We start from the raw sequence: 13,260 nt of genomic DNA on the forward strand, positions 1-13,260 counted from the left end.
GTAGACGCCCGCAAGACGAATGCCCCGGCGACCACATGACGCACATGCCGGTCGCGGGGGCATTCCGGGCGTCCTCGGATCGCTCAGGCCGAGGCCGGAATCATTTCCATCCGTCGAGTGACACTTCTTGGCTCCCTTGCAGGTGCCGAGTGAGAGCCTTGGCAGTGGTGGCGACGAAGGCGGCAGGGATGGCATCAACATCAACCCAACAAACCTGAGAGTGCTTGCGAGGTTCACGGTTTTCGGGTTCGCCGGTCCATTCGTGAGTGGCGAAGACGACCGTGAGGAAGCCGTTGGGCGCCTCGACGCCCCAGGCGCCGTGAATGATGTGGGCGACCCTGAGGGACTCAGGCGTCACGGTGAGGCCGGTCTCCTCGTACAGCTCGCGGACCGCCGTCTCCGTGATGGGCTCGCCAGGTTCACTCTTGCCGACGGGCAGGTCCCACATCCCCTGGGCGAACTTCGCGTTCTCGCTGCGCTGGAGGAGGACGACGCGGTTGGTGGCCTTGTCGTGGACGATGACGGCGGCGACCAGCAGGGTCATGGATTCGAGCGCCGGCATGAGGGCCTTCGGCTGGTCGTCGGTCTGCTGAGCCACGGTGTTCCCTTCGTCGGGCGGGTTGTTGGGCATGTTGGGCGAGGGCTTCGCGGGCGCGGCGGGCGAGATCGGCGGCGCCGGGAACGCGGCGGCGCTGGTAGATCGCGAGCGTGGAGCGGATCGAGGTGATCGCCTTGCGGGTGCGGTCGGAGGTCATGCCCTCCATGAGGGCCAGGGCCTGGGTCCAGGCGGAGACGGCTTCGTCGGCGCGGGCCTGGGCGGCAAGGCTGTCGCCGAGGTCGGCGTGGGTGAGGGCGTGGACCCGCTTGTACTTCTCCGGGTCCCAGCGGGTGAGGGCGTCTCGGTGCTGCTGTTCGGTGCCGATGTGGTCGGCGAGGACGGTCAGGGTGCGGGCGGTGTGGCTGGCCACGGTGCCGGCGGCGGGGCCGCTGACGCGGGAGTAGCTGGGCTGGGGGTCGTCGTCTCGTAGGAGGGCGTCTTCGGCGGCGAGGAGGGCGCGTGCGGCCGACGGGTTCTCGTCGGTGGCTGCGTAGGCGCGGGCGTGGGTGATGTGGAGCAGCGCCTCGGTCCGGCCGTCGATGTGGCCGAGACCTGCGCGTAGGGCGCCTTCGTCGAGGTCGACGCAGTAGTGGGGCTGCTTGAGGCTCAGGGCCTGGTGGGCGAGGGTACGCATCATCCACGCCGCGTGGCCGTGGGGATCGGCTTCGCACGCGAGCTTGTAGCCGACCTGGTAGTAGCGCTGGGCTGCGCCTTCCTGGCCGAGGTCGTGGTGCTTCCACCCTGTTGTCGCTGCAGAGACCATGTCCCATGCAGGTCGTGTCGCTTTAGGAGGCGGCGGCCGCTCCGGCCCGCGTCTCGTAGAGACGGTCCATCGTGTCGCTTTCCATGGCGACGATCACCCTACCAGGTGACAAAGGTCACTCTTGGTGGCCTGTCGCTCGGCGGGCTGGGAGGCCGCCCCCGCCCGCGTCGGGGGTCGCAGGCGCAGGGGCGGCCGGTCTTGGGGTCAACGCAGTGCTTGGGCGACGCGCTGACCCAACCTCTCGTCGTGGAGGGCGCCGACCGTTCGCCAGGCAGCGTCGGAGACTTCTTCGGCCTGGAGTTCGCCGATGTCGGCGGTGGTGCGGAAGAGGAAGCGGAAGTCGAAGTGCTGGTGGGCGGGCTCACCCTTGGCGGGGTTGGCGTCGATGGGGTGGATGTCGATGTGGAGCGGAGTCTCACCGTGCGGGGTGACGACGTGGGGCGGGATGCCAGTCTCCTCTGCGAGTTCGCGGCCGGCGGCCTGCAGGAGCGTCTCGTCCGAGGGCTCCAGATGACCGCCGGGCAAAAGCCACTTCTGGGTCACGTTGTGGAGAATGTGCAGGATGCGGCCGTCGGGGCCGACGAGGATCGCCCCTGCGGTGACGTGGCCCGGCAGGGTCTTGCGGTTGGTGAGGTCGTCGCCGTCGTCCAGGAGGCCGAGGACGACGGCGAGTTCGCGCTTGTCCTCGGGGTGTTCGTCGAGGTAGGCGTCGATGGTGGTGCGGATGTGGTTGGCCGTGATGGTCATGGTGATCACCTGTTGAAGTAGGAGAGCCAGGTCGCCGAGATGGCTTCGCGGTCGGGTGCGGGGACCTCATGGATGCCGGGGGCGAGGTCTCCGCGGGTGAGCATCCTGATCGCGGCGAGGATCTCGGCCTGGACCAGGAAGATGAACGGCCCAACGCTGGCGCCGTGGATGAAGTTGACGGCGTTGCCACCGTTCGCCAGATAGAAGTAGTGGCCGGTGGTCTGGTAGCGGGTGACGTGGTCGCCGACCTGGGTGCGGGTGTAGACGTCGGGGAGTCCGGCGAGGTCGAGTTCGTCCTCGCTGCTGGTGACGGTGGCGACGTAGGCGCCGTTGCGCAGGTGGGAGAAGTCCTCGCCGCGCAGGGAGACGGCGCCGGTCGCACAAAGCACCAGGCCGGCCCCGGTCAGGGCGGCTTCACGGTCGCGGGCGACGGTGAAGCCCTGGGAGAGTGCCTGGGTGCGGCGGACGGGGTCGATGTCGAAGACGGTGACGTGGACGCCTTTGGCGTGCAGGAGGCGGGCGATCGAGCTGCCGAGCTTGCCGAAGCCGATCACCAGGGCGGGGCGGCCGTGGAGGATGTCACCGCGATCGCGCATGACGGCCTCGGTGGAGAAGACTACGGACTGGCCGACGAGGAAGTCTTCGGGGTCCTTCAGCGGTGAGCGGGCGACGGAGATGACGGGGCAGGGCAGTTTGTCGAGGTCCTCGTAGCGGCGGTGCCCGTTCTCGGTGTCCTCGATCACCCCGGCGAGGTGGCCGGTGAAGCGGTTGTGGACGTCGGCGAGGCTGGGGGCGAAGTAGCCGCCGACGTCCAGCAGAGTGACCGCCTGGTCGGCGGCACGGGATTCGAGGTAGTCCAAAGCGTCGTCGGCCTGGGCGAACATTTCGCGGGTGAGGGTGTCGACCATGTGCGTCTGCTCGACCTCGCGCTTCGCGGCCGGGTGGACGGACTTCGGCTTGGGCAACACCGCGGTGAGCCGGGTCATCGTGGCGACCGCGCGGACGAACGCGGGACGCTCGGCCAGCAGATGCGTGATGAGGAACGACGCCGTCTGCTCACCCGAGGCGAACTGGGCGACGATCCGGGCGAAGTAGGCGTCCAGTCGGGCGCGTTCGAAGGTTTCCATGGCAGTTCCCTCTCATCGTTTCGTCCGGGGGCGTGCGAGGAGATGCGGGTTCAGCGGGTGCGGGCGCGTCCGAAGAGCAGCCGGTCGGCTGCCAGCGCTGCGTCCAGGTAGGCGTCGATCTTGGCGGCGTCAGCTGACTGCGGCAGGGGGTCCAGTCCGAGTAGGAGGATTGCTTCACCGCTGCGGGCGACCTGTTCGGTCCAGGACCGACGGGTGGACAGCCGCAGCCGCCGGGAGGCGCCGGGGAAGCGCACCAGCATCTGGTCGCCGACGATCTGCAGGCAGCGCTCCAGCTCCGGGATGACCTCCCGGGCGCCGGCCAGGCCACCGAGGCTGGCGGACAGCCGCCGCATCCTGGCCTCAGCCGTCTCAGTGGTGCCCCAGCCGGTCAGGGCCGGGGTATGGGTGATCAGGATGTGCGCGATCTCGCCGCCGTCCGGGCGGGTACCGGGCCAGGTCCAGGCTGCGCGCGACACCAGCAGCCGCAGCTCAGGGCCGGGCGGAGTGAGCAGGACGCTCATGCTGTCGTGCCTCCCGTGGCCTTGAAGCAGGACCAGATGATCTTCCCGAGCGGAGTGCGGTCCTCGACTCCCCAGCCGTCGGCGAGCGCGTTCACCAGGATCAGCCCGCGTCCGGAGGTGTCCGTGCCGGCGGCCTGCCGGGCTTCCGGGTTCTGGCGGCGGCTGTCGTGCACTTCCAGGCGTACGACTTCCTCGTCGGCGTCGAGGTTGACCAGGAAGCCGTGTCCGGGGGCAGTGCCGTGGACCAGGGCGTTGGTGGCGAGCCCGGAGACGCAGAGCCGGACGTCCTCGGCTCGGTCCGGCAGGCCCCAGTCGGTCAGGGCCTCAGAGGCGAAGGACCGTGCCTGGCCGACCGACTCGGGCCGCGCGTCGAAGAACCGCTGGGTCGTCTTGGTCATCACGCTGGTCCTCATGACTCGGCGTCCAGGACGCGGGTGGTGCCGGGGTGACGACGGCGGACGGAATCGGTGCGGGAGATGGAGTGGTGGGCCGTGCGGGGCTTGCGGACCAGCAACAGCCGCGAACCGACCGCCTCGAGCTGCCGCCCGCGTTCAGCGGCTATGGCCTTCGGCCCCAGGTGCGACATGGCCGGGGCGATGACGCCGTAGACGTCCGGCAGCGCGAGCACGTCCAGTAGCCCGGTGAACGCCGCTGAGGCGGGACCGGCGGACGCGTCGCGGTCGGTGAAGACGCCGGACAACTGCATTTCGTGGCTGCGGCAGTACTCGGCGAGCGAGGCGACCAGCGCGTCCTGCCGCGCTTGGGAGACCCGCACCAGCCGCAGGAAGCCATAAACGACCGGGCCGCTTACCGGGCGATGCTCCGTGAGGGGTTCCATGCTCAGGACCGTCCAAAAGACTCGACGAGTGGTGACGCTCTGATCGTGGCGTCCGGCCAACTCTCGGCCAATGACCAGCCGTTCTACTTCCGTACTACTTCCGTCCCGCCGACTGCACGGATCTGCTTCTATGACCGGTGGAAGGGAGTGACGCGTGGCGACCGTGCACCACTGGACCGGCCTGGAGGCCAGGGCCCTGCGGCTCGCCCTGCGACTGAGCGTGCGGGCCTTCGCCCAGCAGCTCGGTCTGGCAGTCGCGACCGTGTCCAAGTGGGAGAGCAAGCTCGCCGACACCGAGCCCAGACCCGACACCCAGGCCATCCTCGACACCGCCCTCGGCCGCGCGGACGCCGCTGTCCACCTGCGGTTCGAAACGCTCCTGTCCGAGATGACCAGCCCGGTGCAGAACACCGGCCGACGCCGCGTCATCGCCTCCGGCCCCCGGGCCTGGGAATACGAGTCCTGGGCCGACGACCTCGACCGCGTCGTGGTCGCCCTGTCCCGGCAGAACTTCTCCTTCGCCGACAGCCTCCTCACCCGGTGGCTGAGCCGATTCAAGGCCCCTGAGCTGGACGAGAAGGGCCTGTATCTCTTCGCCCGCTCCACCGCCCTGCTCGGCGACCTCAAGCGCGACCAGGGCGTTGTGCTGGGCCCGCTGTCCGCCCAGCACTCCTATGCCGGCGCCCGCGCGGTCTTCACCCAGCTCGACATCCCCCGCCGCGTCGCCCAACTCGACCTGTCCCTCGCGGTCGTCACCGAGATGTCCGGGAAGCTGGAGATCGCCGCCCGCAACTACGAGACCCTCGCCGTCGATGACCGGCTCTCCCGCCGTGACCGGGCCCGCGCGAGGCTGTGGGTGGGGACCGCGCTGAGCAAGGACGGCCAACACGACTATGCGACCCGCGTCATGCAGGCAGCGACCCGCGACTTCGAGGACCTCACCGAACCGGATGACTGGTCGGTGGCCCACCAGAAACTCGCCCTCGCCCGCCGCGGTGCCGGCGACCTAACCCAGGCCCTGCACTTCATCGACATCGCCCGCAGCAGCGGGACGACCGACTCACCAATGCAACGTGTGCGACTGGACACCGCTCATGGCCACATCCTGCTCTCCGATGCGGCGACGCGGGATGATGGACTCCTCGTCCTCGACCAGGCCGCCAAGGCGGCCGCGCAGTACGGACTTGTGCACCAACTGCGCAGTATCGAGGGCATCAAGGCCATGAGCGAGGGGCCGGTCGGCCCCCGGCAACGGTGACCAGGGAGAAACGCGTGAGCAACGACCAGCAGGGCATCACCGAGGACCAGTGGCGCCATGCCAAGCTGATCTGGAACTACCACCAGATGCAGCACGAGCTGCGGCCCGTTGACGTGGCGATCGGGCTGGGCAGCCACGACCTCGGCGTCGCGGCCCACTCCGCCGAGCTGTACCGCTTCGGGCTCTTCCCGACCCTGGTCTTCACCGGCGGCAACAGCCCCACCACCGCCAAGGTCTTCCCGCGCGGGGAGGCCGTCCACTTCCGCGAGCACGCCATCGACCTCGGCGTCCCCGCCGAGGCGATCCTGCTGGAACCGAACGCGGGCAACACCGGGCAGAACATCACCCTCTCGCGTGAGGCCCTCGTCGCCGCAGGCATCACCCCGGCTTCGGTGCTGCTGGTCTCCAAGCCCTATATGGAAAGGCGGTCGTTCGCGACCGCCCGCAAGCTGTGGCCCGACGTCGAGATCCTCTGCGCGTCGGAGCCGCTGGAGTTCGACGACTATCTGAAGTCCATCGGCGACGAGAAACTCGTCCTGGACATGCTCGTCGGCGACCTCCAGCGGGTCATCGAGTATCCAAAGCTCGGATTCGCCATCGAGCAGGAGGTCCCGGAGGACGTGCATGCAGCGTACGATTCCCTCATCCGCGACGGCTTCACCAGCCGCCTCATCAACCCCTGACCTGCCCGAACCGGGCGGGTTGTGTGCCATCCATCAGCCGAATTTCCTGCCCCGGCTGACCACGCTGGCCAAGCTGTTCGCGGCGGACTACTGGATCGTCCTCGACGACGTGCAGTTCACCCGCCGCGACTACCAGCACCGAGCCCGCCTCGCGAATCTCGATGACTCCGCCGGTCAGCAGTGGCTTACCGTCCCCACCCGCCTGCCGAGCGGACGGCCCACCCTCATCCGCGACGCCGTGATCGACGACCCGGACCTGGCCCGCCGCAGGACCGCGGGGATGCTGCGGCAGCACTATGGGGCCAGCCCTCACTGGCCCGCCCTCGCCGGGGCCCTAGATCCGGTGCTGGATGCATTCGACACCGGCAAGACCGCGACGGTTGCCGAGACCTCCAACCGCGTCCTGCTGGACCTGCTGGGCTGGAAGGGCCAGGTTCTCACCAGCAGCCGTCTGCCGGCCCGGCCGGGCCGCTCTGTCCGGCTCGCGGACCTATCCGCGGCGACCGGCGCCCGCGCGTACCTGTGCGGGACCGGTGGCATGACCTATCTCGACCCCGCCCCGTTCACGGTTCAGAACATCGCCGTGGCCTCGTTCCGGCCGCCGACCACCGGCATCTGGTCCTCCGGCCGCCGCCTCAGTGCCCTGTGGGCCTTGGCCACCCTGGGCCCGGACGCCGTGGCAGCCCGCCTCCGGGCTCTCACCGCCCACCGCGGTCGGCTCCAGATGGCAGCCGCCCCCTCCTCATGGAGGGGGACGTACCACCGAACGTGGCCCTGGCCAGATTTCCGTGAAGCCGGGGTGAGCCCCCGTGTGCCGGTAAACACTCCGTCACGGGTAGCGGCAGTGTCGGCGAGCGCTGCGGCAGCGGTCCGCCTCAGTGATCCTCAACGATGAAGCAGGCCCGCTCGTAGAGTTCATCGAACGTGATGACCTCGACGTCCTGGATGGATGTCCGATACAGCTCGAAGGAGCTCAACTTTTCCGGGTTCACGTCGCCGTTTTGGATGAACTCGCGCAGGCTCCCGATCACCACGACCTGTCGCGGGCGGGTGGTGGACAGTTCGATGCCTGTAGGGGTGCCGTCTTCCTCGTAGATCTGGGTGAGGAACTTGCTGGAGATGAGCTGCTGGGCCTTGCTGGCTGTCTTCTGCACCTGCGCCACGCCGCCGCCGAGTTCCTTGGATGCCTGGAAGACGCCCGCGCGGTACGGGGTCCGGGAGAGCAGTTCGGTGTCGTGTGTCTTGATCTCGCAGAAGAGCATGCTGCTGATCAGGCCTTTGGACCGCATGATGGCGTCGATGCGCTTCCCGGCTCCGCCGAAGAAGTTGGCGCCGGTGGTGATCTGTTCCAGTTTGCCGTCGTTGATGGATTCGCAGGCGATGAGGTTGAGGCCGTAGCCGAATATCCACTGATTCGCCTCGAAAAAGGCCTGCCAGACCGCCTCCGGTCCGCGTGTCGTTGCCAGGCTCTCTTCCTGCTGGAAGTAGTCCGGATCGATCAGCAGCCGCTCGAACCTCTGGAGCTGCTCCTTGCGGTTGCTGATCAACCGGATGTCTTCTTCTGTGAGCCCGCCGCCGATGGCTGTCCTGACCGCACCGAGAACCATCGTCCGGTCCCGGCCGGTCAGCAGCTGGGCCAGTTGCGCCTCATCGCCGGCCACGAGCTGGAGGGAACTGCCAGGTGTGCTCAGGCCGGTGCAGCCCTGGAGGAAGTTGATGACTTTCCAGAAGTTCTCGTGGACGTCCCCGGTGTCGACGAGCGCCTTGACGGCCCGCGTGGTCCCGGTCTCAGGCACTGTCTGCGTGGTGGAAACTTCCCCCGCCTTCTTTTTGTCCTTCTTCCAGAGCTTGATCCTCGGCGTGAAGGTGTCGCCCTTCTTGATGATGGTGACGTTGCACAGGGTCGCTACCTGCGGACGGTCATCGAGGACGAAGTCGGTGATCATCCGGCTGGCACGGGTGTCGTAGAGGTAGTGGAACCCGCTGCTGTCCTGCGAACCGCGGATCTCTAGGTCGGTGAAGTTCCTGCGAGTGACATCGAACTCGGTAGTGGAAAAGGGGAGCCGGATGCCTCGAACGGTGGGGGTGGCGGGCGCTGCGGCTTGAGTCCGCCAGTCCGGTGGGATGCTGGGCAGCGGGCGGGTGTCGCCTTCGACAACGAGGTCCTGGACGTCGATGCGCCCGAGCTGGATGAGTACGGACCGCAGCGTCTGCCAGACCACCTCCTTCGCCTCCGGGGTGCAGGTGGGCAGAAGCTCGCGCTCCACCGTAAGGACCGCCTCGTAGGTGGCATCCGTCCAATTGTCACCAGGTATGGGATGGAAGAAGCCGCCGTCACGATGGAGGGTCAGGACCGCGGTGCGAAGCAGGTCGCGTGCGGTCTCCTCGCCAGCGCACTCCAGGAGGCTGAAGGTCTGGCCGAGGACCAGGTCGAGCTTGCCCGTGTCCTCGTCCTCCAGCGGCAGCGGGACCAACGGGCCACTAGGCGGAACTCGTACCGGCTCATACAGGGGGCGGCCCGAGAGGAACTCGTGCGCACGCAGACCCCATCCGTCCGGCGCCAGAAGCAGGTTCAGTTCCTCGACGTGTTTGGTGGCCTCCTCGACGTCAGCCGCCACTTCAGGGTGGACCACCCGTGCCAGAAAGCTGAGTAGTACCTCGTCCGGCCCGTCGGAGAGCTCCAAGCGGGAGTCCTCGAAGATCCAGTCGTCAGGCAGGTCATCGTTGTTGAACCGGTGCTGCTGGATATCGGCACGGACAGTCGGAAGCTGACTGTCGCCGACTGGAGGTTCGGTCCAGGTCGTAGAGGCCCTCCAGGAACGTGACCTCGTCCAGTTCGCCCCACCAGGGGCGCGAGATCCCGCGCAGGTACTTGAAGATGTCACGCCGTGTCACCGCCGTGATGGTCGGCGGCTCCTTCGCTCTCGCGGGATCGGTCGAATTCATACGTCCAGGATGGACGGTTAGGCAGTAGGCCGCCGGATAATTGCGACTTTCACCTCGTCGGACACGCTGCCACCCGCACTCGCTCCACCCGCACCGCCTCCAGGTGCGGAGACAAAGTCCCTACGAAGTCATCACATCCGCCGCGGGTCCCGCTACCCGTGACGGAGTGCTGCCGGCTCACGGGGGCACATCCCGGCTTCACGGAAATCTCGCCAGGACCCCGAACGTCCCCAGTCGCATACGACTTCCTCGTGCACCATCGCGTACTCAGCTGCACGATCCGAAGGGAGCTGAGCCGGGGCGGGCGGCGGGCAAATGCCGCACGTTGTCAACTGCGGCAGCTTGCTCCCGTAGCTGTTCGATCTCCTGGCGCTGGGCGGCCAGGCGGGAGATCGCGAGGGTCTTGAAGGCCGTGAGCTCGGCGAGATCCGCGTCTCGTTCGGTGAGCCGTTCCTTCAGCTCGGCGACCTGGGCCTTCAACCGCTCGATCTGGGAGACCTTGGGGTCTGTGACCTTCCCGGTTGCCCGGGCCTCCTTCACCCGCCGTTCGAACTCCTCCGCGAGGTGCTGGTAAGGGCCGGGACGTTCTCCCTTCGGATAGAAGCCCGTTCGTGTCACTCCGGCCTCGGCCGCCAGGGTCTTGAGATCACACCCGCCGCCCGGCGGGATCGTTCCAGCCAGCAGCCGGTCCATCGCCGCCCGGATCGCTGCTTCGTTCCGCGCACGGGTCTCAGTTGTCAGACGCCCCATCTCAACCCTCCGTCCCGGCCGCGGCTGTCGGGCCCCCGCTGGCTGCGTCGATGTCCGCGATGACCTTCTCCGCGCGGGTCAACCCCGCTTCCAGGCGGGTCCGGCGTGGTCGCGCCGTACGGTGCCTCGATGGCGAACTTCCGCGACGACCTCGCCGCGTTCAAGGCGGGCTGGATCGAGCAGGTCTACGCCCGCCGCGTGACCCCCGCCGCGTAACCCACCCGATCAGGCTCCGGGGCGGGCCGGCATCCCTCGCCTGCCCCGGACGCCACCACCCATCCCCGGAGCCCTCCCGTGACCACGAACCCCAGCGCTGAAGTCCTCGACAACCTGCTCACCGCGACCGGCCAGACCACCGCCGTACGAGAGGAGGTACGCGTGTGGTCCATGTCCGGCGTCGAGCGCGTGACCTTCCCCGACGGCTCCACGGCCATCTTCAAGTACGCCAAGAAGCCCTTCGACAGCGAGGACCAGGCCCTCCGCCTGGCCCACACTCTCGGCGTACCCGTCCCCCAGGTCCACGCCTCCGCCGTCCTGGACGGCTGGCTCGGCATGCTCATGGAGGACCTCGGACCGTCTGTCCGCGAGGCCGACGACCTCGACGGCGTCGCCGCGGCCGTGGTCCTGCACGGCATCCGTACGTCTCCGCCCTTGCCCATCCTCGACCAGGAGCGGCTGCGGAGACTGTCGGTCCGTGCGCTGGAGCATCTCGAACGGCTGCGCAAGGCTGACCGCTGGCAGGACGCCGACGATGTCGAGGACGCGCTCGGCCGTATCGCCCGGGCCGCCGAGGCCCGCTCGGCCGGAGCGACGCTGGAACCGTTCGGCTGGGTGCACTCCGAGTTCCACCCCACCAGCCTCCACATCGGGGAGCGCGGCTGGCGGCTGCTCGACTTCGCCCGCGCCTTTACCGGCCCCGGCCTGCTCGACCTCGCCAGCTGGCACGGCACCATCGAGCCCCCGCACCCCGTGCGCCTGCGCGTCTTCCTGGAGCAGTACGTCACCGCCGGTGGCACCCCCGACGCCCTCGCCCCGCGCGGCGGGCTCACCGCCGAGAACTGGGCCCTGGGCTGGCACCGCATGTGGGCCGTCGAGTGGTTCATGGAGCAGGCCGTCCGCTGGATCAACGACCCGGCCACCGACCCCGCCTACACCAAGGCCGTCCGCCGCCACCTCACCGACGTCCTCCACCTCCTGAAGATCTGACGTGCTCGCCCAGACATCCCCCTGGCACGCCCATGCCCTCCAACGCACAGCCACCGGACTCGCCGAACCCCTGTCCGTACCCGCGCGGATGGAATGGACCACAAGGCCCGGCCAAGGACCCGCAGCCGATGTCCTCGGCCCCGACCTGCGCGACAAGCGACTCCTGGAACTCGGCTGCGGCCCCGGCCACAACGCCGCCCACCTCGCCACCCGCCACGGCGCTCATGTCACCGGCGTCGACCTGGTTGGTCCGCAGGTCCGCCGCGCCCGCTGCCACTACGGACGGCTGAACAACCTCACCTTCGTCGCCGGGCACGCCTTGCACTACCTGCACGCCTCCGACGAGCAGTCCGACGCGATCTACTCCGTCTTCGGCGCCGTCGGCCTCGTCGCTCCCGAGCTCCTGCTCCCGACAATCGCTCAACGCCTCACGCCCGGCCGGGTGCTCGCCTTCTCCGTCCCCCACCCGCAGCGCGGCGGCCGCAGCCCCTCCGGCGACGACCGGCCACGGCGAGACCATGTCACCCTCCCCGACCGCACCCGACTTCCCATCGCCCGCTGGGAGTTCTCCACGGACCGCTGGGAGAAGCACCTCAGACGAGCGGGCTTCTGGCTCACCTCAGCCCAGGAGTTCCACGACCCCCGCATGGGCCATTGGCCCACCACCCTGCTGATCCGCGCCCGCAAGCTCTGACCAGCCATTCGCCCCGGCTTCCCCTGGAGGAACCGATGCGCCCGCCCTACCTGCTCCTCGACATCGACGGCGTCCTCATTCCCTTCCCCAACGCGGACGGCTCGACCCCGGCCACCCACGCCCGCCACGACGTCGTCCCCACCGGCCGCAGCGCCGACAATCCGGTCACCGTCTGGCTCCACCCCGACCACGGCCGCTTTCTCATGGACGTGATCCGCACTGGCCTGGTCACCCCCGTCTGGTGCACCAGCTGGCGCCAGAACGCCACCGCCCTCATCGGCCCGCTCCTCGGCCTTCCGCCCCTGTCGTACGTCGATCTCCCGCGTCCGCAGATCACCACCAGCCACCCCAACGGCTACCTGTGGAAGCGCGACCACGTCGACGCCTGGCTCGGCGACGCCCCCACCGTCTGGATCGATGACGACTTCACCACCCTCGATCACTCCTGGGCGGCGGAGCGCAATGCCAAGGGAACGGCGACGCTCCTCATTCAACCCGACCCGCACCTCGGTCTACAGCCCGAGCACCTGACCGAGGTCACGAGGTGGGTCGCGCAGTTGCCCACAGCCCGAGCCGCCTGACGACTGATGCCCTCGCTTATCGCATGAATTCCCATTCGGCCAGGTGGTGATTCGGTCTGCACAGAGTTGCACCCCAGGATCGCCGGTTACCCAAATCGGGAATCTCATTTCCCGCGTCTTCGAACTCCCCCTCGAAGAACTGATGTCCCCGCCTCTGGAGGGGCTCGACATCGACAGCCAAGGCCCACCCCGACAGCTCGCGGGCCATCCACGAGCAGTGCCGCCGCCTCATGGGCGACGAGCGGGACGCTCGCACCCTCACCTGCGATATCGAGGGCGGCGGCCACTACTGACAACCAACAAGAGGGAGAAGCCACTTGGCCAACATCCAGAAGCGCCCCAACGGCAAGTGGCGGGCCCGCTACCGCGACCTCGACGGCAAGGAGACTGCAACGAGACCTCCGACCCGGTCGACGACGTCCGGCGGATCACCGAAGTGTGGGCGGTGAGCCACACGGCGGAGAACCCGGGTCATGAGCGATACCAGCTCACCACTCATCAGTTCTGGCGCGTGACCCGTGGACCGAGCCGCCCACGGCGACGGTAGA

General features: G+C 68.4%; 14 protein-coding genes and 3 pseudogenes. 7 read left to right on the forward strand and 10 right to left on the reverse strand.

Annotated features, from left to right (window positions below; translation table 11 throughout):
* Nucleotides 1-100: 100 nt before the first annotated feature.
* The 7 genes and pseudogenes from CU044_RS29580 to CU044_RS29610 form a co-directional block, all read right to left on the reverse strand.
* Complete coding sequence (locus CU044_RS29580; RefSeq protein WP_129771828.1) at nt 101-631, reverse strand: NUDIX domain-containing protein; 531 nt, start codon at nt 629-631, stop codon at nt 101-103.
* Nucleotides 632-635: 4 nt separating this feature from the next.
* A pseudogene (locus CU044_RS29585) lies at nt 636-1,340 on the reverse strand (tetratricopeptide repeat protein); the annotation flags it as partial.
* A gap of 225 nt (nt 1,341-1,565) precedes the next feature.
* Nucleotides 1,566-2,108, reverse strand: coding sequence for an NUDIX domain-containing protein (locus tag CU044_RS29590; RefSeq protein WP_129771829.1), 543 nt, complete (start codon nt 2,106-2,108; stop codon nt 1,566-1,568).
* A gap of 5 nt (nt 2,109-2,113) precedes the next feature.
* Nucleotides 2,114-3,235, reverse strand: a complete 1,122-nt coding sequence (locus CU044_RS29595; RefSeq protein ID WP_129771830.1) for an adenosylhomocysteinase — start codon at nt 3,233-3,235, stop codon at nt 2,114-2,116.
* A 50-nt stretch (nt 3,236-3,285) separates the two neighbouring features.
* The gene (locus CU044_RS29600; protein ID WP_129771831.1) at nt 3,286-3,756 is read right to left on the reverse strand and encodes a hypothetical protein; all 471 of its coding nucleotides are present in this window, start codon (nt 3,754-3,756) and stop codon (nt 3,286-3,288) included.
* On the reverse strand, nt 3,753-4,154 hold the full coding sequence (locus CU044_RS29605) for an ATP-binding protein (RefSeq protein WP_129771832.1): 402 nt from the start codon (nt 4,152-4,154) through the stop codon (nt 3,753-3,755). Before CU044_RS29605 ends, CU044_RS29600 begins: the two co-directional genes overlap by 4 nt.
* 11 nt (nt 4,155-4,165) lie before the next feature.
* Nucleotides 4,166-4,594 (reverse strand): hypothetical protein, encoded by a 429-nt coding sequence (locus CU044_RS29610; protein WP_129771833.1) that lies wholly within the window; start codon nt 4,592-4,594, stop codon nt 4,166-4,168.
* 154 nt (nt 4,595-4,748) lie between these two features.
* Between CU044_RS29610 and CU044_RS29615 the strand changes: the two genes are divergently transcribed.
* The 3 genes and pseudogenes from CU044_RS29615 to CU044_RS29625 form a co-directional block, all read left to right on the forward strand.
* Nucleotides 4,749-5,852 carry a helix-turn-helix domain-containing protein gene (locus CU044_RS29615; RefSeq protein ID WP_129771834.1) on the forward strand — a complete coding sequence of 368 codons (1,104 nt, stop codon included), beginning with the start codon at nt 4,749-4,751 and terminating at the stop codon, nt 5,850-5,852.
* Nucleotides 5,853-5,866: 14 nt separating this feature from the next.
* Complete coding sequence (locus CU044_RS29620; protein ID WP_129771835.1) at nt 5,867-6,535, forward strand: YdcF family protein; 669 nt, start codon at nt 5,867-5,869, stop codon at nt 6,533-6,535.
* Between the two features lie 46 nt (nt 6,536-6,581).
* Nucleotides 6,582-7,235: pseudogene (locus CU044_RS29625) on the forward strand (WbqC family protein); the annotation flags it as partial.
* 175 nt (nt 7,236-7,410) lie between these two features.
* Here the strand turns inward: CU044_RS29625 and CU044_RS29630 are convergent.
* The 3 genes from CU044_RS29630 to CU044_RS29635 all read right to left on the reverse strand — a co-directional run bounded on the left by CU044_RS29630 (nt 7,411) and on the right by CU044_RS29635 (nt 10,174).
* A complete protein-coding gene (locus CU044_RS29630; RefSeq protein ID WP_240045922.1) occupies nt 7,411-9,282 on the reverse strand; it encodes a Shedu anti-phage system protein SduA domain-containing protein in 1,872 nt (623 codons plus the stop codon).
* Nucleotides 9,254-9,481, reverse strand: coding sequence for a hypothetical protein (locus CU044_RS39805; RefSeq protein WP_240045921.1), 228 nt, complete (start codon nt 9,479-9,481; stop codon nt 9,254-9,256). Before CU044_RS39805 ends, CU044_RS29630 begins: the two co-directional genes overlap by 29 nt.
* Nucleotides 9,482-9,748: 267 nt before the next feature.
* A complete protein-coding gene (locus CU044_RS29635; RefSeq protein WP_345790161.1) occupies nt 9,749-10,174 on the reverse strand; it encodes a hypothetical protein in 426 nt (141 codons plus the stop codon).
* A 351-nt stretch (nt 10,175-10,525) separates the two neighbouring features.
* On the opposite strand from CU044_RS29635, the gene CU044_RS29640 reads away from it, so the two are divergent.
* The 4 genes and pseudogenes from CU044_RS29640 to CU044_RS39810 form a co-directional block, all read left to right on the forward strand.
* Entirely contained in the window at nt 10,526-11,437 is a 912-nt protein-coding gene (locus CU044_RS29640) for a phosphotransferase (protein WP_129771837.1), read from the forward strand.
* Nucleotide 11,438: 1 nt separating this feature from the next.
* On the forward strand, nt 11,439-12,131 hold the full coding sequence (locus tag CU044_RS29645; protein WP_129771838.1) for a class I SAM-dependent methyltransferase: 693 nt from the start codon (nt 11,439-11,441) through the stop codon (nt 12,129-12,131).
* 35 nt (nt 12,132-12,166) lie between these two features.
* Nucleotides 12,167-12,712 carry an HAD domain-containing protein gene (locus CU044_RS29650; protein ID WP_129771839.1) on the forward strand — a complete coding sequence of 182 codons (546 nt, stop codon included), beginning with the start codon at nt 12,167-12,169 and terminating at the stop codon, nt 12,710-12,712.
* 109 nt (nt 12,713-12,821) lie between these two features.
* Nucleotides 12,822-13,005 (forward strand): annotated as a pseudogene (locus CU044_RS39810) (XRE family transcriptional regulator); the annotation flags it as partial.
* Between the last annotated feature and the right edge of the window lie 255 nt (nt 13,006-13,260).

Source organism: Streptomyces sp. L-9-10 (assembly GCF_004151105.1).
Lineage (GTDB): Bacteria > Actinomycetota > Actinomycetes > Streptomycetales > Streptomycetaceae > Streptomyces.

What these genes read in the sequence shown, in the direction of transcription:
- CU044_RS29580 (WP_129771828.1), bottom strand. Translation starts at nt 631, where the DNA reads ATGCCCAACAACCCGCCCGACGAAGGGAACACCGTGGCTCAGCAGACC.
- CU044_RS29590 (WP_129771829.1), bottom strand. Translation starts at nt 2,108, where the DNA reads ATGACCATCACGGCCAACCACATCCGCACCACCATCGACGCCTACCTC.
- CU044_RS29595 (WP_129771830.1), bottom strand. Translation starts at nt 3,235, where the DNA reads ATGGAAACCTTCGAACGCGCCCGACTGGACGCCTACTTCGCCCGGATC.
- CU044_RS29600 (WP_129771831.1), bottom strand. Translation starts at nt 3,756, where the DNA reads ATGAGCGTCCTGCTCACTCCGCCCGGCCCTGAGCTGCGGCTGCTGGTG.
- CU044_RS29605 (WP_129771832.1), bottom strand. Translation starts at nt 4,154, where the DNA reads ATGACCAAGACGACCCAGCGGTTCTTCGACGCGCGGCCCGAGTCGGTC.
- CU044_RS29610 (WP_129771833.1), bottom strand. Translation starts at nt 4,594, where the DNA reads ATGGAACCCCTCACGGAGCATCGCCCGGTAAGCGGCCCGGTCGTTTAT.
- CU044_RS39805 (WP_240045921.1), bottom strand. Translation starts at nt 9,481, where the DNA reads ATGAATTCGACCGATCCCGCGAGAGCGAAGGAGCCGCCGACCATCACG.
- CU044_RS29635 (WP_345790161.1), bottom strand. Translation starts at nt 10,174, where the DNA reads ATGGACCGGCTGCTGGCTGGAACGATCCCGCCGGGCGGCGGGTGTGAT.
- CU044_RS29650 (WP_129771839.1), top strand. Translation starts at nt 12,167, where the DNA reads ATGCGCCCGCCCTACCTGCTCCTCGACATCGACGGCGTCCTCATTCCC.